This window comes from Bradyrhizobium erythrophlei (assembly GCF_900142985.1).
GTDB classification, from domain to species: Bacteria; Pseudomonadota; Alphaproteobacteria; order Rhizobiales; family Xanthobacteraceae; genus Bradyrhizobium; species Bradyrhizobium erythrophlei_B.
Genome location: NZ_LT670849.1, coordinates 4,993,494 through 5,011,055, shown reverse-complemented (window position 1 = coordinate 5,011,055; position 17,562 = coordinate 4,993,494). Strand labels below are relative to the sequence as shown.

Sequence of the window (17,562 nt, the reverse complement as noted above, 5' to 3'; positions counted from 1 at the left end):
CTTCAAATGACGGCCTTGCCGGACTTTTCCGCCACGCGCTTCTGCACGAAATACATCAGCGTCAACGCCACCAGCGCCGTTGCGACCACGATATAGCCGAGGCGGTCGAAATGCCGGAGCGACTCGTCGGCGTTTTGCGCGACCACCATCGCGGCGACCACCGAACCGAGGCCGCCGGAGAGCTGTTGCAGCGAGGCGCCGATGGCGCTGAACGCGCCGCGCTGATGCGCCGCCGGGATCGCCGACATCATCGCCTGGGACGGAATCATCCGCGAGAAGATGCCGACGAACAACAGCACGTTGACGACGATGACGAGCGGCAGCCCGACCTGGCCGAGGTTCGTGTAGATCAGCACCATGACGATCGACACCGCCGTGCCGAACACGAAGGTCGGGAACTTGCCGAGGGAATCGCTGGCGCGGCCGACCAGCGGGCCGATGAGGACGCTGAACAATCCCGACACCAGGTAGATCGTCGGCAGGTGCTCAAACCCGATTCCAAGATTGTGCACGGTGTAGGCGCTGCCGAACGGCATCAGCATATAGCCGCCGGTCGCAAGCAGCGTGGTGACGGCGAAAGCCAGCGTGTAGTTCGGGTCGCTGACAGTCGCTAGCAAATGGGCGAAAGCATTGGTGCGCTTCTGGTCGCGCAGATGGCCGTCCACGGGGCGCATCAGGACGAGCACCGACACGAACACGGCGATCGCAAGAACCACGATCGCGCCAAAGCCGACATGCCAGTTCCAGCGATTGGCGAGGAACAGCCCGGCCGGAATGCCCAGCACCTGGCTCGCCGCAAATGCCGTCTGGACATATCCCATGACGCGGCCGCGAAGCCGCAGCGGAAACAGGTCGGTGACGATCGCAATCACGATGGAGCCGACCACGCCGCCGAACAGGCCGGTCACGATCCGGCCCAGCATCAGCACATGATAATTCGGAGCGATCGTGCACAGCGCGGTGCCGACGGCAAAGCCCGCATAGAAGAACAGCAACATGCGCTTGCGGTCGAAGCGATCGGCGAAACCGGCCGCGAGCACGCCCGAAACGCCTGCGCTGAACGCGTAGGCGGAAACCGCGACGCCGAACTGCGCCGGAGAGATGTTCAGCGCCGGCATCATGATCGCGCCGAGCGGCGACATAATGATGAAGTCGAGAATGATCGTGAACTGAACCAACGCCAGCAGCGCGACCACACCCGACTGGTAGCCCGAAAAGCCACGTTGCAGCTCCAGATCGCCCTCGATCGGCGCCGCCAAAGTTTGTTCTGTCATACAGCTTCTTTCGGCAGATAATTTGGGGACCGTCGCAGAGCGACGCAAGGCGTCCAGCAACAGACAATTCTCGGTTATCGGGTATTGGTTATCCCGGCAGAAATGGGCCGGAATGGCTATCCCATGGCTGGCTGAAGCGCAACCGGCGCCGGTCAAATCCACTCCACTCGTGTCTTCCGCAACACACGTCGCGACAAAACGGCATTGACTCACAGTTCCGCATATCGAAGGCGAAAAGAATCATTTTACTTTGGTTCGCCGGGTGGGATTCGGGCACGGGGTTACGAAAATGTTGAGGCGAGCAGTGGTGGCGCTGTCCATGTTGATGGCGCTCGGACAGGTGGCGGTTGCCGGCGAGAAACCAAGTCTGGCCCATCGCGTTTCCTGCACCGTCGTGCGCTACTACGTGGCGAAATATTCGGAAATGGCCGCCGAGGCCTGGGCGCGCGGCCATGGCGCGACCGACGCCGAGATCCAGGCTGCCCGCTCATGCCTGAACGGATCGGGCGTTCGTACCGCAGAGAAATAGGACACCGCGCAGCCGGTCTGGACGTTGCCAAATGAAAGAGGCCGTCATTTGCGGCGGCCTTGTCGTCAGTAAATCCAAAAGAAAAATCAAAATCGTTATTGCGGGATTCCTTCGACCGCATAGGTGCGGACTTTCGCGAGCTTTGCGCGGATCGGCTGAATTTCCTTGAAGGCGGCCGAGTCACGATAGGCCTTGATGCTTTCGATGCTGTCCCATTGCGAGATAACGATGCGGGACTTCGGCGGGTCTCCGTCGAACGAAGTGGTCTTGCCGCCAACTGCGAGGAACTTGCCGCCAGCGGTCTTGACCGCGGCCGAGGCCTTCGGGGCGTAGTCCTTCGCATAGCCTTCCGGATCCAGTATTTCCACTTCAGTGACTTGGTAGACCGGCGCCTTGGCTTGAGCATGAAGTCGCTCTACCGCGACCGTGCCAAGGCCGAAACCAGCGAGCATTGCCATTGCGATCGTGTAATGGGTTTTCATTGCACTCTCCCTGATGTGGCGAGCTAGCGTGGCGAGGATCCGCCACGGGAACCAGCCTACCACAGGGATCATGACCCGGCTCGAGACAACTTGAGGGCGCTGGGGCGAAAATGCGGCCGGCACATTGCGAACGAGCCGCCATCAACTCCATGCGCGGCAAGGCAAATTTCAAGAGAATGCCGTCAGGTTGGCAAACTTCCGACACACCGGACCGGCGAAACCGGCCTTTCCGACATCACGCGAGCACAGCGCAACGCCGAGCTTCGGCGCTGCGCCCAACCGTTCAAACAATGAGGCTTTCGTGTCGCACAAACTCGTCTCCGCGATCCTGCTCGCTCTCGCGCTCATCGCGACTCCCGCTTTCGCCCAGACCGGCGCGGCCCAAATCAGCGCGCCGCCCGCCAGCGACGCACCGCCGGCGGCCCCGAACAAGGTGGAGACGCTGACACCGGAACAGGCGAAGCGCGCGCTCGACACGCTCCAGGACGACCAGAAACGCACGCAGATGATCGAGACGCTGCGGGCGATCGCTAACGCGACGCCGCAAGCCGCGCCTGCGCCGGAGAAACAATCCGCGATCCCGCTCAGCGAAGACAGTCTCGCCGCGCAGCTTCTGGAAACCGTGTCGGATCAGGTCGGCGAGATTTCGCGCCAGGTGGCCGATGTCGCGCGCACGCTGACCCATTTCAAGGCGTTCTACTGGTGGTTCATCCGCACCGCCAACGACCCCGCCGCCTACGACCAGTTGCTCGACATCGCCTGGAAGCTGGCGCTGGTGTTTGGTTGCGCCTTCGTGGCCGAATGGCTGGTGTTCCGCCTGGTCAAGCGGCCGGTCGCGGCTCTCGAAGCGCGGATTCCGCAAGCCGCCCACGCGCCCGCACCGACGCTGGCGATGGCCGATCCGCCCTCCTCGGCCATGGACGTGATGGCGGGCCAGGATCAGCATCGCCGCCGCCTGAGCTTCGCACGCGCCTGGCAATCGGTGATCCGCCTGCCCTTCGTGCTCGGGCGGCTGTTGCTCGAACTGCTTCCTGTCGTGGTGTTCGTCGGCGTCGCCACGATGTTGTTGGGCACCGGGCTTGCGGACACGCCGACCACGCGGCTTGTGATCCTCGCCGTGGTGAACGCCTACGCGTTCTCGCGCGGCCTGATTTGCGCCGTGCGGGCGCTGGCAGGTCCCTTCGGCCTGTTACGCGTGCGGGCTGAGACCGCCGCCTATATCGAGATCTGGGCCCGCCGCATCGTCGGCGTCGCCGTCACGGGCATCGCGTTCGCCAACGTCGCGCTGCTGTTGGGCCTGCACCGCAGCGGCTATGCGGCGCTGCTGCGCCTGGTGATGCTGGTGGTGCATCTCTTCATCGTCGTCATCATCCTGCAATGCCGCGCGCAAGTCGCCGACCTCATGCGCGCGCCTGCGGGGCGTGAGGGCGTTGCCGCGCGGATGCGCAACCGCCTCGCCGCCGTGTGGCATTATCTCGCCATCGCGCTCGACATCGCGCTCTGGGCGGTGTGGGCGCTCAACATCCACAACGGCTATTCGCTGCTGCTGCAATATTTTGTCGGCACCGTCGCGATCGGCCTGATCACACGGCTTGCGACCATCGTCGCGCTCAGCCTGATCGACCGCGGCTTCTCGATCCGGCCCGAGATCCTTCAGCGCTTCCCCGGACTGGAAACCCGCGCCAACCGCTATCTGCCGGTGCTGCGAAGGATCGTCGCCGGCATCATTGCCTTCATCGGCTTCGTCGCGATGCTCGAGGTGTGGGGCGTCGACGCCATCGTCTGGTTCTATGGCGGCCAGATCGGCGGCCGGCTGTTGTCGGCATTCGCGACCGTCGCCGTCGCAGCCCTCGTCGCCGCCGCGATCTGGGAGATCTCCAACGCGCTGCTCGATCGCCAGATCAATACGCTGTCGCGCGAGGGCCATTACGCGCGCGCCGCGCGCTTGCGCACCTTCCAGCCGATGCTGCGCACGGCGCTGTTGTGCCTGATCGTCGTGGTCGTGGGCCTCACGGCTTTGAGCGAGATCGGCGTCAACGTTGCGCCCTTGCTGGCCGGCGCCGGCATCGTCGGCATCGCCATCGGCTTCGGTTCGCAGAAGCTGGTGCAGGACCTGATCACGGGTCTGTTTCTGTTGCTCGAAAACGGCGTCCAGGTCGGCGACGACGTCAGCGTCGCGGGCCTCACCGGCAATGTCGAGAACGTCTCGATCCGCACCATTCGCCTGCGCGCCGGCGACGGCTCGGTGCACATCATTCCCTTCAGCGCGGTGACGACGATTACCAATGCCAGCCGAGGCGCCGGCAATGCCGCCGTCAGCGTCAGCGTCGCCTACAAGGAAGACACCGATCGCGTCAGCCAGATCCTGAAAGACATCGTCGCCGAGATGCGTAAAGATCCGGAGTTCCGGATGTCGATCCGCGGCGATCTCGAATTGTGGGGCGTCGACAAGATCGACGGCTCGATGGCGACGATCGTGGGCCAGATCCGCTGCTCCGACTCTGGGCGCTGGCCGGTGCAACGCGAATTCAACCGCCGCATGAAGCGGCGCTTCCAGGAAGCTGGCATCGAGATCGCTACGCCTGGCCGCACTGTGCTGATGCAGGTTCCGGCAGCGGCTGCAAGCGACGATGCGCCGGGCGCGATGCCGCGCCGCGCCGCGGGATGATCTTAATTGGTGTGGCCGCGAAGCCACGTCCAACGCGAACCGTATCGCGTCCGCAAAATTGCCTCATGTCGGTCATGGTTTCGGTCGGCCCGCGGGCCAACGATGATCACGTGGGTAGCGCATGTTGAGTGGAGTTGCGTTGTGTCGAGTGATCTTCAGACAAAGCTAGAGAAGTACGAGCGCAAGGCCGCAAGCTACAAGACCGCAGCCGAACAGGCGAAGTCCAGGGCGGACCGCGCGCTCTATCAGGGGCTCGCCGGATACTGCGACGACCTCGCCGACAAATTCCGCCAGGTGATCGCCAAACGCGCGGACCCGTTCGTGGCCGCGGAATGATGCTGGCTTAGAGGCGCTGGCTCAGGCCCAGCGTTTGCCGAAGACGGGCGCGGCCGGCTGATCGATCTTCCAGTCGAAGAAATCGTAATAGCCGGACCATGCGTGGACTTCCGTGCCACAGACTTCGCATGCGAAAGCGCCCGAACGCCGGGTCGCATGCTGCTCCTTCGTTGCGGCGTAACCGAGCCTGCACTTGGGGCAATCAAAAAATTCGGTGGTCCAGATGCTGCCTGCCATGGCCGCGATGATGCTACGCTTGCGGCAAACGATCCAGCGCGCTTCGTTGCGGTAGTCAACGACTTGCTACCGGGCCAAAAGAAACCTGCAAATGGCCGATAACCTTTCTTAACCCGGCAACCGGCGGTTCCATGGGCCCCACCTGGCGGCTCAACCACCCGCTTGCCGGCCGAGCAGGCTTTACTTCTCTCATTTTAAACGCAAAATTGCGCCGGTCGCCGTTTTGCCGGCTCTGATTTTTTGGGTTGTTATCTGGCTTGTTATCTCGCCTGGACAGGTTCCAGGCACGGTCCGTTTCGGACCCATTTCTTGAAGTCATTTTGTGGGGCTTTTCGATGCAGAAGTCTTTCAACACCGCTCCACCTCTCCGCCGACGGCCAGGCGCGCTTGCCGCGACGTTTGCGACCGGCTTTATCGCGAGCCTCGCTTTTGCCGCGTCCTGCGGCAGCGCTCTCGCGCTGTCGAAAGAGCAGGCGATCGCGAACTGCCGGGAGAGCGTCGGCCGGCCGATCGTGATGGCCTGCATGCAGGGCATGGGCGGAGGCCGAGGCGGCGGCGGAGATCGCGAAGGCAATCTGGCGCGCTGCCGCGAGACGGCGACGCCCCGGGTGAAGGCCTGCGTGCTGGCGGCGCTCAATGCCGCTAACGGCCGGGCCAACGTGCCGATCGAAATGTACAAGAACGGCAAGCCGAAAGAAGATGCGGTCGCGCCCGGCAATGCGTTGCCGGCCGGCTTTGTGCCGCCGCCGCGCACGATCGGCGATATCGCCGCCATCCTCGACGGCGAGAAGCCTGATCCCGCCGTGCTGGCGAAGCTGAAGGCCGATGCCGACAGCGAACCCGGCAAAAGCCAGTCCCAATCCGACCTCGCGCAATTCTACTATGATCGCGGAATCGCCCGCGCCTCGCTTGGCCGTAACGTCGAAGGGCTGGCCGACGGCGAGAAGGCGTTGTCTATCGCGGTCGCCTCAGGCGACGGATTTTTCGGACAACGCATCCGTCAGTTCCTCACGATTCAAAAACTCTCGCTGGGCGACGTCAAAGGCGCGCTTCAGGTATCGCAGTTCATGATTTCGGATGCCAACCGGCCCGGGCAGAAGGGATACATGTTCAATGCACGGCGGATCGCCGCCCAGGTTCTCGCGCAGATGGGAGATATCCCGCAGGCCGAAGGCTACATGCGCAGCAGCTTGGCCATGATTCAGGAGGCGCGCACCAGCGGCCTGCCCGGCTGGCGCGAGGGCTATGCCAAGGCCGGCCGGGCCTGGGAAGGCGAGATCGAGGCCATTCGCGCCGTGATCTTCGAGGCACGCGGCCAGTTTCGCGAGGCCGAGGCAGCCTATGCGAAATCGCACGACTGGAAGCTTGCTTCCATCCCCGACATGAAGTTTCCGCACGCGCCATCTGAACTCCAGATGCGGCAGTATGCCGACAACGAGTTTCTCAGTGCCGGACGCATGAAGGCCAGGCAAGGTCGGCTCGCCGAAGCCGAGGTCGACGTGCGCAGCCTGCTGCAAACGCAGCTCAAACAACAAGGCAAATATAATCCGCGAACCGTGCCATTCATCCGAAGCCTCGCCAATATCCTGGTCGAGGAAGGCCGCTACGACGAAGCCGAGAAGCTGGTGCGGATCGCGCTCGAGATCAACCGCACCCTGAACATCGGCGACGACACGCAATACAGCGCCCAGACGCTGTCGCAACTCGGCGCCATCCTCACCTTCGAGCGGAAACTGCCCGAGGCCGCCGCCGTCTATGCCGAACTCGACAAGGCGATCGCCAAATGGGAGCCGCAGCGCCGTCTGGTGCTCGAGCTGAACGGGTCGCGCATCAACGCGATGTTCGCCGCCGGACAGACGCAGGCCGGCCTTGAAGCGGCGCAATCGCTGCTGAAGCGTGAAATCGCGCGTGTCGGCGAGAAACATTTCGATGCGGCTTCGGCCCGCGGCATTCTCGCGGTCGGTTTGATGCGCGCCGGCAAGGACAGCGATGCGATCCGCGAATTTGGCCTTGCGCTCCCCGTTCTGCTCGCCGCCGCGCGCGATAACACCGACGATGACGATGCGACCGTCGTGGCGGCGCGGAGCCAGCGGTTGCAGGAAATCGTCGAGGCCTACATCAAGCTGCTCGCCGGCGCGCAAGGCGGCAGCGGCAGTGCGGCCGTCGACACCTTCAGCCTTGCGGATTCGATCCGCAGCCATTCGGTGCAACAGGCGCTGGCCGCCTCGGGGGCGCGCGCCTCGATCAAGGACCCGGCGCTCGCCGAACTCGTGCGCAAGGAGCAGGACCTCGGCAAGCAGGTCGGCGCACAATTGGGCCTGCTCAACAACATTCTCGCCCTTCCCTCCACCGAGCGCGATCCGCAGGGCGTGAAGGCTGTCAACGCCTCGATAGAGAAATTGCGCACCGAGCGTGACCAGGCGCGCACTGAGATCAACAAGCGCTTTCCGTCCTATGCCGACCTCGTCGATCCCAAACCGCCGAATGTCGCGCAGGTGCAGGCGACTTTGGTCGAAGGCGAAGCCATGCTGTCGTTCTACTTCGGGCGCGATGCCAGCTTCGTATGGGCGGTGCCGAAAGACGGCCCCGTCGCGTTTGCGGAAATCAAGGCCACCGGCGGCGACATCCAGAGCAAGGTGCGCAAACTGCGCGAGGCGCTCGAACCGCAGGCGGCGATGATTTCCGACATCCCCGCTTTCGACGTCAAGCTCGGCTACGAACTCTATTCGCTGCTGCTGCAGCCGGTCGAAGCCGGCTGGAAAAAATCCAAAAGCCTGATCGTGGTCACCAATGGCGCGCTCGGCCTGTTGCCGTTGTCGCTGTTGCCGACTGCCGAAGCCGCCATCGATAGCAACGACGATCCGTTGTTCTCGAGCTACCGAAAGGTGCCGTGGCTCGCGCGCAACTACGCGGTGACGAGCGTGCCCTCCTCGGCCGCCCTGCGCACCTTGCGGCAATTGCCGCCCGGCAAGGCCGGACGCAACGAGCTGATCGGGTTCGGCGATCCGCTGTTCAGCCCGGAGCAGGCCGCGCAAGCCGCAAGCGAGCAGGAACCGGTCAAGCTCGCGGATGCCGGGGCGACAGTTGCGACCCGCGGGCTGCCGCTGAAGCGACGATCGAGCCCGAAGCTCGAGGGCGTCGATAGCGCGGAACTCGCCATGCTGCCGCGGCTGCCGGATACGGCGGAAGAACTGAAATCGATTGCGCTTGCCTTGCAGGCCGATCCCTCAAAAGTCCTCAAGCTCGGCAAGGACGCCAATGAGGCCGTCGTCAAAACCATGGACCTTTCCGGCTTCAAGGTATTGGCTTTCGCCACCCACGGGCTCGTACCCGGCGAACTCAACGGCCTGACGCAGCCGGCGCTCGCGCTCTCGGCCCCTGCGGTCGCAGGCGTCGAAGGCGACGGGCTCCTGACCATGGAGGAAGTGCTGACGCTCAAGCTCGACGCCGACTGGGTCGTGCTCTCGGCCTGCAACACCGGCGCGGGCGAAGGCGCCGGCGCGGAAGCCGCCTCCGGCCTTGGCCGCGCTTTCTTCTATGCCGGCACGCGGGCTTTGCTCGTAACCAACTGGTCGGTCCATTCACAGTCGGCGCGCGAACTCGTCACCGATCTTTTCAAGCGGCAGGCCGACGATCCGAAGCTGACGCGCGCCGAAGCGCTGCGGCTCGCCATGGTGGCGCTGATGGACGGACCCGGTTATGTCGGCGCCGACGGCAAAACCGATTTTGCCTACGCGCATCCGCTGTTCTGGGCACCGTATACCATCATCGGGGATGGCGGGGCGCGCTGAGTTTGGTGTTGGGGATCTGGACGTCAAGTATCCGAGGGGAATGATGCTGCGAATTTTTGGTCTGGCCTTCATGTTCGTCTGCGCCGTCATCGTGGGCGCCGTCTCGTCTGCGGCCCGCGCCAACCATGTTCTGATTACCGAGGACGAGGCCAAACTGCCGCCGGCGAAGGGCGCCATCGCGGCCGATCGCCGGGGCATCACCCGAGGACCGAAGATCGAGGTCGTCGGCGACAGGGAACAGAGCCACTCGCCGGTTCACCTGCAGCTCAGATTCGAATCCTTTGGCGGCTCGAAGATCGACCCCGAGTCGCTCAAGGTGATCTATCTGCGAACGCCGAATGTCGATCTCACCGAGCGCGTCAAATCCTTCGCGGGCGTCACCGGGCTCGACATTCCCGATGCCGAACTGCCGCCGGGAGACCACCTGATCCGGGTCGACATCAAGGATTCGGATGGACGCACCGGCAGCACGAGTTTCCTGCTGAAGATTTCTCCGTAAGGGAAAACAATGAGTTGTCCGTTTTGCCAAAGCGACAACGCCTCTTCGGTGCTGGTATGCGCCACTTGCGGGCGCGACATCGCTGTGCCGGAATCGCTGGTCCTCGAGCGCGACGCGCTGCTTCGCAAGCGAGATGTCCTGCGCGAGGCACTGGCCACAGCCACATCAGAACTTGAAACGTGGGAGCGCCGCAAAAAGCGCCCGTCAAGCTGATGGAATGTCCCTTCTGCGCCGAATCCATCAAGGACGAAGCGATCGCCTGCAAACATTGCGCGCGCGATTTGCGCGTCGCACGCCCGGTGATGCTGGAAATCCAGGAGCTCGTCTCCGAGCTTGACCGGCTGCAGAACAGCCTCGACCGGGTGAATGCCAACCTGGCGCGGACCCGCTCGCCGGTTCGATATACGATCGTTCGCGCGCTGGTGTATGTGCTGGCACCGATCCTGTCGCTCGTGGCGGCGCACATCGTCATCACGATCATCCTGAACGTGACGCCGCTTTACTTGAGGCTCGCATCCTTCGTCATTCCCTTGCCATTCGGCATTCTGCTCTATGCGCGCGAAAAGATCAGGCTCGGCGCCTTTCTGGTCGGCTTCCTCACCGCAGCGCTCGCCGTGATCGGCATGCTGACGGTCACCGGGATCAACGACAACGTTCCGATCCTTCCCGTTAGCTGGATCGAATGGCGCGAGGTGATGGAATATATCGCGAGCATTGCGCTCGCTTACGTGACCGGAAATCTGCTGGGATCGCTGATCTTCGACGTGCTGCCGAAAACGATGTCACATGGCGGCAAGCCCAATCCCGTCGCCTACCGGATTGCCGGACTGCTCGGCCAGCATGTCGGCGAGGATCAGCTCCGCCGCCGCGCCCGGACGATCCAGGACCTGATGCGCGCGGCCGGGCCCCTGGTCGGGATTGCGGCGTCCGCCGGCGCGTCGATCTATGCCGGGCTTAAAGGTATTTTTGGCTGGTAACGCCAGGCCAGGCCGCGCCAAACGGGCACACCCTTAACGCGAACGAAACCGTCTTTGCGCAAATCCGCCCTCCCTTAACCGGCCCGAAATGATGCAGCGCTAGATGCTGGCACAAACGGGAGCGCGTCCATGCTCGACATGCTGTTCGGCTTCAATGCCCGTATCGGTCGCCTGAAATATTTCCTCTTTTCGATCCTGCTTGGGATCGTGAACGGGATCATTGCGATCCCGGTCGCGTACTACGCTTACAAGCATGGCATGATGCAGGGGATGCTGCACGGCGCGATGCCCAAGTCCATTTGGTCGCTGGGTTGGCCGATGACCGCCTTCATCGCCTTTTGCATGCTGAGCTACTTCATGCTCGCCGCGATGCGCTTTCGCGACATCGGATGGGACCCGATCATCATGGTGTCCTGCTGGATCGCGGTGACGTTGCTCGACCCCCTGCTCGCAAGCCGCGTACCGGCGATGGCCCTGGAAAAACACGACGGCACGATCGTCGGCGGCCTCATCAACTTCGGGCTGATCGTCATCCTGCTGTTCTGGCCCGGCAGCGACCACGTTCCTTCGCCGCCCGTCTTCGACGATCCCGCGCCTCCCCCGCAGCGCCCGTCCAACTCGCCGGTTTCTTCAGAACGCATCGCGCGCGCCACGGCGCAATTCGGCCGCCGCACCTAAAACGAGCCCTCGCCTCAGTCCCCAGCGCTTGCGGCGCTACTGCGCGCCGGCTGGCGGCCCTAACAGTTGCCGAAGCGGATTGAGCGGCCCGATCGGGATCAACTCGAAACTCATCAGATGCGCCTGCCCCAGCGGCAACTTCTCCAGCATGTCATGCGCGGCCGCGACATCGGTGACGTTGAGGATGAAGGCGACGCCGCGCTTGTCCTGGAGCGAGTACCACTGGTCGATCTTGCCATCGAGATAGAGTTTTGCGGTCTCGCGCACTTCCGTCGGCAGGATGGCGCGGGCCGCCGCGGGATCGACGCCGGGGTTCAAGGTGCCGATGGCCAGAATTCGTGTGGTCGGCGTCGGCGGAGGCGCGGATTGCGCGAGCGCAGGCCCGCCAAACGCCACGCACAGCGCAACAAGACTGGATGCGAAAGGCGTCTTCATTTTTTCCCTCCCTCGGTCTTCCAGACCGAATCCGACAGCATGATGATGGTGCAGAGCGCCGCGTAGGCGATCAGCGAGGCCGCGACCATCGCGGCCAACGCGTGCATGCCTCCGCCGAAATAACTCACCGCGATCCAGCCGCCGCCGGCCGCGATCACAATGCGGGCGCTCGAGGCCACCAGAGGCAACAACGCCCGCCCGGTGCCTTGCGAAGCAAAGGCGACGACGAAGCCGAAGCCGAGCGCGCTGTAGGCGGGCGCTACGATGCGAAGATAACGCACCCCGTCGGCGACGACGTCGGCGTCATGGCTGAACAGATAAAGCCAGAGCGTCGGAAAGATCGCCACGAACAGGCCAATGGAGCCGGTGAGGCAAAGGCCGACTAGCCCCGAGACCCAGCCGATCTTTCGCGCCCGCGCGCCCTGGCCTGCGCCGATGTTGACGCCGACCATGGTCAGCGTTGCCGTGCCGACGCCAAACAGAAGCGGGATCATGATGTAATCGAGCCGCGATGCGCAACCATACCCGGCCAGCGCCGTGGTGCCGAACAGGCCGACGGTGCCGGTCACCAGGATCACGGTGAGGTTGGTCAGCAGAGCGTTCAGCGACGTCGGCAGACCGACTTTGAGAATGTCGGCGAACAAGGCGTAGCGCAGCGTCACCGGCCGCAGCATCAGCCCGGCGCGGCCCGAGGCCATGTAGCGCAGCAGGAACAGCATGGCGCCACAATAATAGAGGCCGAAGGCCACACCGGCGCCGGCAATGCCGAGACGCGGCATGGGGCCAAAACCGAAGATCAACAACGGCGAAAGCGGAATCATCACGATGGCGCCGACCAGCGTCACCAAAGCAGGCACCTTGACGTTACCGGCGCCGCGCAACGCCGCCTGCTGCAAATTGACGACCCACACCGCGATCGAGCCTGCAAACAGGTAATTCGAATAGCGCAGCGCGGCGTCGAGCGCACCGCCCTGACCGCCCAGCGCCCGATACAGCAAGGGCCCGGCAAAGACGGCGGCGAGCGTGAACAGCGCGCCGACCACGAGCGCGAGCACGATGGCATGAAACAACAGCGCATTGGCGTCTTCGTGGCGGCCAGCGCCGACGGCGCGCGCCACGGACGAGGCAACGCCACTGCCGAGCCCGCCGTTGGACATCATCGTCATCAGCATGAAAACCGGAAACACCAGCGCCACGCCGGCCAGCGCATCGGTGCCGAGAAAGCCGACATAGTAGGCCTCGGCGATGTTCACGGCCGTCTGCGCCACCAGCACCGTCACGGTCGGCAGCGCCAGGCGGAGCAGCGTCGGCAGGATCGGCGCGGTCAACAGCGCCGCGCGGGCGGCCGCCGCCCGGTCAGCGGCTTTCTGGTTGCCGGCTGCCTTGTCGCTGGCTTCTTTATCGCTAACGCCGCTACGGGCCGCAACCGGCACAGCGCGCGTTATGTCGTCCAGCGTCGCCACCGTTGCTTCCTCGATTGCCACTCTCAACGTCCCTTTTCTCGCGATTCCCGCGGTCACATGCGTCGATTTCTATTGAATTACGGTCATACTGCACTATTATGATTATAATTCAACGGATGCACATCACGAATTTGTGGCCGTGATCGGCTGTGATGGCACCGGCCGGCAAAGCTTGAGGCTCCTCAATGCGTTATGAAAAGGGACACAAGGAAACGACGCGCCAGCACATCATTGACGTGGCCTCCCGTCAGTTTCGCGAGGGCGGCGTCGCAGCCGTCGGCATTGCCGGCATCATGGCGCAGGCTGGCCTGACCAACGGCGCCTTCTATGTGCATTTCGATTCCAAGGAAGACCTGGTTCGCGCCGTGCTTGGCGACGCGCTGGAGCAGCGCGCGCGGGGGCTTCAGGGCAATCTGGAGCGCCATGGGAGCCTGAGAGAAAGCCTCCGCGACTATCTCTCGACGCGTCACCGCGACAATGCGGCGCTTGGCTGCCCGACCGCAGCACTGGTGGCCGAGATCGCGCGGCACCCGGCGAAGACGCAAGGGGTTTTCACCGGCAATGTCGAGCGCATCGTTCTTTTGATCGCAGCGCGCCTGCGTCACGGAACGGATGCGGAGCGGCGGCGCAAGGCGATGGCGATCTACGGCATGATGGTCGGCTCGCTCCAGATGGCGCGCGCGGTCAACGATCCGAAACTCTCCAGCGAGATATTGGAGAATGCGCTCGAAGGCGCTATCACGCTGGCCGGCGAAGACTGAGCGGAGTGCGGCGGCGACCTGCCGCCAGGCAATCTCAAAAGGCGATCACATGGCTGAAGAAGGCAAGCAGCAGGCCGGATTCCCCGGCGTCACGCGCACGATTCTCGAACATCTCTCATTGCCCGGCGACGGCCGCGAACTGGTCGTGGCCGAGGTGACTTACCCGCCCGGCGGCGTGGCGCCGCGGCACCGCCATCCCGTCGGCGGCATCATCTACATCGTCGAAGGCGTCGCCGAGTCGGCTTACGGCGATGACGAACCGCGCGTGTATCGCGCCGGCGAGACCTTGCAGGACCGCGCTGATCTGCCCCACACGCTGTTTCGCAATTGCGATTCCGAACGTCCTTTACGTTTTCTGACCATCTACGCGCTGGAGCCCGGCCGCTCCTACACCATGGAGCCGTGAGGCCACGCCAGCGGCGCGTTCGAACCACAGGGCGTGCCGGTGCGACCAAGGGTCGTGAAAGCCAGAACAGACCGATCCAGGACGAAGCTACAGACGCTGCGTTCACTTGCGTTGGCGCTGGCCTTCATTTGGCCGGCGTCGCGGCCGTGCCTCGCGGCAGGAGAGGGAGAAATGTCGGCCGCCTTTCAACGCTTCCGATACAGCTTCTTCGAGGACCCGACGTCGGCACGGGACGGGCTGGATACGCCCGCCCTCACCGCGCTTGAGGGCGACGAACGCCGGCACGCGGAAATCATGCTGCTCGGATTCCTCCCCGATGCGCGTGCCGTGATCGGGCTTGGCGTGCTGCGGTCGCGCGCGGCGGAGCCGAAGTTGGCCGCGCTGTTCGAGGCCGAGCGGAAGCAGCAGATCGCGGCGCGGCAGGACGCGCGGATGCAGCCCGGCGGCAGCGATGAATGGCATCCGTCCCCGCGCTATTCTATCTCGCCCACGCCCTGTGGCGGATCGAACCGGATTCACGCTGGCCGCAGGCGGCTATCGAGGTGTTATCATCGGCGCCGCATTGGGTGTTCCGTCAGGAGGCGGTCCAGGCGCTTCAAGACGTCAGCGAGCCCGCGGCCGTGCAGGCGTTGATCCACGCGCTCGACGATACTGAGCCGCTGGTGCGCCACGCCGCGGCGCGCGGCCTGCTCACGCTGTATGGCCTGCCGGCCGATCCAGCCGATCCGCAAGCCATGGCGATCCGCGTGACGTCGAGCGATGCCGCGCGCCACGATCACGCCAGACAGGAAATCCTGGCCGCGATCGCGGGCCGGACGGCGGTGGAAAGATTAAGACACTCCGATTCCCGCGGAGCCGCCCTGCTCCGTGCATTTCTGCACACGGTAAGCGGCGATTAAAGGCAGCCGGTGTTGCCAAACCAGCACAGATCGCGAGCCCTTGGCTCGCTATAGTTGTTCCGGGAATTTCGCCCGCAGTTTCGATATTTGAAGTTTGATTGCATGAAAAAGCTTTTGCTCGTCAGCTCCGCCCTTGTGGCCGCCGGCCCGGCGTTCGCCGCCGATCTCCCTCTCAAGGCGCCGCCGATGGCGTTGCCCGTGCTGACGATCTGGAGCAGCTGCCACGTGGGCGGCCACATCGGCTCCGGCGCCGATCGTGTGAATTATTCCGATCCGGGTACGTTCGTGCCAGGTTCAGGCGTCGTTCAAGGCATCACGCAGAACTTCGCCCCGGCAGGTGCGCCCTTTTCCGCGAGCGGGCAACCGGCATTCCTTGGCGGCGTGCAGGCCGGCTGCGATTATCAGTTCGACAATCACTGGGTCATCGGAATTGGCGGCGACTTTTCGTGGACCAACCTGAGCAGTCTGGTCAACGATCCGTTCTTCGGCGGCAAGAACGGCAACCCGATGACGCTTTCGACGCGCACCGACGAGATCGCGACCGTCACCGGGCGCGTCGGCTATGCCTTCGACAACGTCCTGTTTTACGGCAAGGGTGGCGCGGCTTTTGCTCACGACAGATATGCGGTGAATAATTCCGCGTTCGTGAACGAGGCTTTTCTCGGCTGTAGTACGCCAACGGTCACCTTTACCGGCTGTAATCTGGTCGGCAGCGCGGACCGATGGGGATGGACCGCCGGCGTCGGCGTCGAGTGGGCGTTCGCCAAGAACTGGTCCGCGATGGTCGAATTCGATCACTACGGATTTGACGCCAAGACGGTTTCCATGAACGTCGTCGGCAATACCTTCTTGGTCACGCCCGCCAATCTCACCGTCAAGCACGACATCGACACCGTCAAGGTCGGGATCAACTACCGCTTCTGGTCGCCGGTCGTCGCGCGCTATTGATCGCGCTCATCGCCTCGTTACTTGTCACCGGCTGAGGGGATTCGAACAGGCGCGCTCGCGCCTGTCGAGACGCGGCGAAGAATGCGGCGACCGGTCGGCGTACTCCGGAAGGCGTGGTAGCCCTCGCGTGTCCAGCTCAGCATGCAGGTTTCGAGCGCCGAACCGTCGGTGATCGATCGCACCGCCGAACCCGGCGCCTCCTCCCTTTGCCAGCCAAGCTTGAGCAGATAGGTCAGCGTGACCTGATTGCGCAGCAACACCGAGGCGCGGGTGCGCTTGACGCCGACGGTATTGAACAGGAAATCGAGCAAGGCCACGAACACGTCCGTGGTCGCGCCGCGGTTGCGATGCGCCGCCTCGCCAATCACGGCGTTGACCAGAGCGGTGCCTGCGCCGTCGAGGTCGATCCGCACGAACCCGACATGAAGCCTGCTGCCCATCTCGAAAATGCCAAGCAGCAGGCGCGAACGCTGGTCGAACTGCTTGATGTAGTCCGCGATCTCTCGTTTTCCGATCCGCGCCGGCGAGGTGTTGAGGACGTGCACCGTCCACGGGTCCGACAGCCATTCAGCCCAACGATCGGAAGCGTCCTCTCGCTTGATCGTCCGAAGGAAGTAACGGTTGCACTTGAACCAGACTTCTCTCTTCGACAGCCGTTCGCTTCCGGGGGGTGGCATGGGCTGCGACTAGCCGCGCCGCGCCGCGTTGATCGCCGCGACGTCGATCTTCTTCATGGTCATCATCGCGGCGAAGGCGCGCTTGGCCTCATCGCCGCCGGCGGACAGCGCGTCGGTCAGCGCGCGCGGCGTGATCTGCCACGAGAGGCCCCATTTATCCTTGCACCAACCGCACGCGTTTTCCTGGCCGCCATTGCCGACGATGGCGTTCCAGTAGCGATCAGTCTCGGCCTGATCGTCGGTGGCGATCTGGAACGAGAAGGATTCGTTATGCGTGAAGACAGGACCGCCGTTGAGACCGAGACAGGGAATGCCGACCACCGTGAACTCGACCGTCAGCGCATCGCCCGACTTGCCGGACGGATAATCGCCAGGCGCGCGGTGAACGGCATGCACGGCGCTGTCGGGAAAGGTCTCGGCGTAAAAACGCGCCGCCGCCTCGGCATCCCTGTCGTACCAGAGACAGATCGTGTTCTTTGGCTTTGCCATGAGCTCGCGCCCT

The 17,562-nt window shown here is 63.8% G+C and carries 19 protein-coding genes; 11 read left to right on the top strand and 8 right to left on the bottom strand.

Annotated elements, in window-relative coordinates:
• Positions 1–2 precede the first annotated feature (2 nt).
• Positions 3–1,274, bottom strand: a complete 1,272-nt coding sequence (locus BUA38_RS23835; RefSeq protein ID WP_072821712.1) for an MFS transporter — start codon at positions 1,272–1,274, stop codon at positions 3–5.
• Positions 1,275–1,563: 289 nt separating this feature from the next.
• Here BUA38_RS23835 and BUA38_RS23830 point away from each other — a divergent pair, with 289 nt between their 5' ends.
• Positions 1,564–1,803: a hypothetical protein gene (locus tag BUA38_RS23830; protein WP_072821710.1), complete on the top strand. Its 240-nt coding sequence runs from the start codon at positions 1,564–1,566 to the stop codon at positions 1,801–1,803.
• 95 nt (positions 1,804–1,898) lie between these two features.
• Here the strand turns inward: BUA38_RS23830 and BUA38_RS23825 are convergent, their stop codons facing one another.
• Positions 1,899–2,285: a DUF1330 domain-containing protein gene (locus BUA38_RS23825; protein WP_072821708.1), complete on the bottom strand. Its 387-nt coding sequence runs from the start codon at positions 2,283–2,285 to the stop codon at positions 1,899–1,901.
• 301 nt (positions 2,286–2,586) lie between these two features.
• Between BUA38_RS23825 and BUA38_RS23820 the strand changes: the two genes are divergently transcribed.
• Positions 2,587–4,953, top strand: coding sequence for a mechanosensitive ion channel domain-containing protein (locus BUA38_RS23820; protein WP_072826380.1), 2,367 nt, complete (start codon positions 2,587–2,589; stop codon positions 4,951–4,953).
• A gap of 141 nt (positions 4,954–5,094) precedes the next feature.
• The gene (locus BUA38_RS23815) at positions 5,095–5,289 is read left to right on the top strand and encodes a hypothetical protein (protein WP_156898683.1); all 195 of its coding nucleotides are present in this window, start codon (positions 5,095–5,097) and stop codon (positions 5,287–5,289) included.
• A gap of 21 nt (positions 5,290–5,310) precedes the next feature.
• Here BUA38_RS23815 and BUA38_RS23810 read toward each other — a convergent pair whose 3' ends face one another.
• Positions 5,311–5,526: a hypothetical protein gene (locus tag BUA38_RS23810; protein WP_072821704.1), complete on the bottom strand. Its 216-nt coding sequence runs from the start codon at positions 5,524–5,526 to the stop codon at positions 5,311–5,313.
• Between the two features lie 335 nt (positions 5,527–5,861).
• Between BUA38_RS23810 and BUA38_RS23805 the strand changes: the two genes are divergently transcribed.
• The 4 genes from BUA38_RS23805 (at position 5,862) to BUA38_RS23785 (ending at position 11,471) form a co-directional block, all read left to right on the top strand.
• Complete coding sequence (locus BUA38_RS23805; protein WP_083587730.1) at positions 5,862–9,317, top strand: CHAT domain-containing protein; 3,456 nt, start codon at positions 5,862–5,864, stop codon at positions 9,315–9,317.
• 43 nt (positions 9,318–9,360) lie between these two features.
• Entirely contained in the window at positions 9,361–9,816 is a 456-nt protein-coding gene (locus BUA38_RS23800; RefSeq protein WP_244553034.1) for a hypothetical protein, read from the top strand.
• Between the two features lie 179 nt (positions 9,817–9,995).
• On the top strand, positions 9,996–10,793 hold the full coding sequence (locus tag BUA38_RS23790; protein WP_244553033.1) for a hypothetical protein: 798 nt from the start codon (positions 9,996–9,998) through the stop codon (positions 10,791–10,793).
• Between the two features lie 138 nt (positions 10,794–10,931).
• Positions 10,932–11,471: a DUF805 domain-containing protein gene (locus BUA38_RS23785; RefSeq protein WP_072826377.1), complete on the top strand. Its 540-nt coding sequence runs from the start codon at positions 10,932–10,934 to the stop codon at positions 11,469–11,471.
• A gap of 36 nt (positions 11,472–11,507) precedes the next feature.
• Here BUA38_RS23785 and BUA38_RS23780 read toward each other — a convergent pair whose 3' ends face one another.
• Positions 11,508–11,906 (bottom strand): hypothetical protein, encoded by a 399-nt coding sequence (locus BUA38_RS23780; RefSeq protein WP_072821698.1) that lies wholly within the window; start codon positions 11,904–11,906, stop codon positions 11,508–11,510.
• Positions 11,903–13,390, bottom strand: a complete 1,488-nt coding sequence (locus BUA38_RS23775) for an MATE family efflux transporter (protein ID WP_244553032.1) — start codon at positions 13,388–13,390, stop codon at positions 11,903–11,905. The genes BUA38_RS23780 and BUA38_RS23775 overlap by 4 nt, the downstream gene beginning before the upstream one ends.
• A gap of 164 nt (positions 13,391–13,554) precedes the next feature.
• Here BUA38_RS23775 and BUA38_RS23770 point away from each other — a divergent pair, with 164 nt between their 5' ends.
• The gene (locus BUA38_RS23770) at positions 13,555–14,130 is read left to right on the top strand and encodes a TetR/AcrR family transcriptional regulator (RefSeq protein WP_072821696.1); all 576 of its coding nucleotides are present in this window, start codon (positions 13,555–13,557) and stop codon (positions 14,128–14,130) included.
• A gap of 49 nt (positions 14,131–14,179) precedes the next feature.
• The gene (locus BUA38_RS23765) at positions 14,180–14,536 is read left to right on the top strand and encodes a cupin domain-containing protein (RefSeq protein WP_072821694.1); all 357 of its coding nucleotides are present in this window, start codon (positions 14,180–14,182) and stop codon (positions 14,534–14,536) included.
• Positions 14,537–14,638: 102 nt separating this feature from the next.
• Here the strand turns inward: BUA38_RS23765 and BUA38_RS23760 are convergent, their stop codons facing one another.
• Positions 14,639–14,998 carry a hypothetical protein gene (locus BUA38_RS23760; RefSeq protein WP_072821692.1) on the bottom strand — a complete coding sequence of 120 codons (360 nt, stop codon included), beginning with the start codon at positions 14,996–14,998 and terminating at the stop codon, positions 14,639–14,641.
• On the opposite strand from BUA38_RS23760, the gene BUA38_RS23755 reads away from it, so the two are divergent.
• Both BUA38_RS23755 and BUA38_RS23750 read left to right on the top strand, forming a co-directional pair.
• Positions 14,992–15,435: a HEAT repeat domain-containing protein gene (locus tag BUA38_RS23755; protein ID WP_072821690.1), complete on the top strand. Its 444-nt coding sequence runs from the start codon at positions 14,992–14,994 to the stop codon at positions 15,433–15,435. The two genes, BUA38_RS23760 and BUA38_RS23755, sit on opposite strands and share 7 nt — an antisense overlap.
• 102 nt (positions 15,436–15,537) lie before the next feature.
• A complete protein-coding gene (locus BUA38_RS23750) occupies positions 15,538–16,383 on the top strand; it encodes an outer membrane protein (protein ID WP_072821688.1) in 846 nt (281 codons plus the stop codon).
• A gap of 17 nt (positions 16,384–16,400) precedes the next feature.
• Here the strand turns inward: BUA38_RS23750 and BUA38_RS23745 are convergent, their stop codons facing one another.
• A complete protein-coding gene (locus BUA38_RS23745; RefSeq protein ID WP_072821686.1) occupies positions 16,401–17,060 on the bottom strand; it encodes a GNAT family N-acetyltransferase in 660 nt (219 codons plus the stop codon).
• A 9-nt stretch (positions 17,061–17,069) separates the two neighbouring features.
• Entirely contained in the window at positions 17,070–17,549 is a 480-nt protein-coding gene (locus BUA38_RS23740; RefSeq protein WP_072821684.1) for a VOC family protein, read from the bottom strand.
• Positions 17,550–17,562: the final 13 nt, after the last annotated feature.

Coding starts and splice junctions, on each gene's coding strand:
- BUA38_RS23750 (WP_072821688.1), top strand. CDS start 15,538: ATGAAAAAGCTTTTGCTCGTCAGCTCCGCCCTTGTGGCCGCCGGCCCG.
- BUA38_RS23765 (WP_072821694.1), top strand. CDS start 14,180: ATGGCTGAAGAAGGCAAGCAGCAGGCCGGATTCCCCGGCGTCACGCGC.
- BUA38_RS23835 (WP_072821712.1), bottom strand. CDS start 1,274: ATGACAGAACAAACTTTGGCGGCGCCGATCGAGGGCGATCTGGAGCTG.
- BUA38_RS23830 (WP_072821710.1), top strand. CDS start 1,564: ATGTTGAGGCGAGCAGTGGTGGCGCTGTCCATGTTGATGGCGCTCGGA.
- BUA38_RS23800 (WP_244553034.1), top strand. CDS start 9,361: ATGCTGCGAATTTTTGGTCTGGCCTTCATGTTCGTCTGCGCCGTCATC.
- BUA38_RS23780 (WP_072821698.1), bottom strand. CDS start 11,906: ATGAAGACGCCTTTCGCATCCAGTCTTGTTGCGCTGTGCGTGGCGTTT.
- BUA38_RS23770 (WP_072821696.1), top strand. CDS start 13,555: ATGCGTTATGAAAAGGGACACAAGGAAACGACGCGCCAGCACATCATT.
- BUA38_RS23760 (WP_072821692.1), bottom strand. CDS start 14,998: ATGCCATTCATCGCTGCCGCCGGGCTGCATCCGCGCGTCCTGCCGCGC.
- BUA38_RS23805 (WP_083587730.1), top strand. CDS start 5,862: ATGCAGAAGTCTTTCAACACCGCTCCACCTCTCCGCCGACGGCCAGGC.
- BUA38_RS23755 (WP_072821690.1), top strand. CDS start 14,992: ATGGCATCCGTCCCCGCGCTATTCTATCTCGCCCACGCCCTGTGGCGG.
- BUA38_RS23745 (WP_072821686.1), bottom strand. CDS start 17,060: ATGCCACCCCCCGGAAGCGAACGGCTGTCGAAGAGAGAAGTCTGGTTC.
- BUA38_RS23785 (WP_072826377.1), top strand. CDS start 10,932: ATGCTGTTCGGCTTCAATGCCCGTATCGGTCGCCTGAAATATTTCCTC.
- BUA38_RS23810 (WP_072821704.1), bottom strand. CDS start 5,526: ATGGCAGGCAGCATCTGGACCACCGAATTTTTTGATTGCCCCAAGTGC.
- BUA38_RS23825 (WP_072821708.1), bottom strand. CDS start 2,285: ATGAAAACCCATTACACGATCGCAATGGCAATGCTCGCTGGTTTCGGC.
- BUA38_RS23740 (WP_072821684.1), bottom strand. CDS start 17,549: ATGGCAAAGCCAAAGAACACGATCTGTCTCTGGTACGACAGGGATGCC.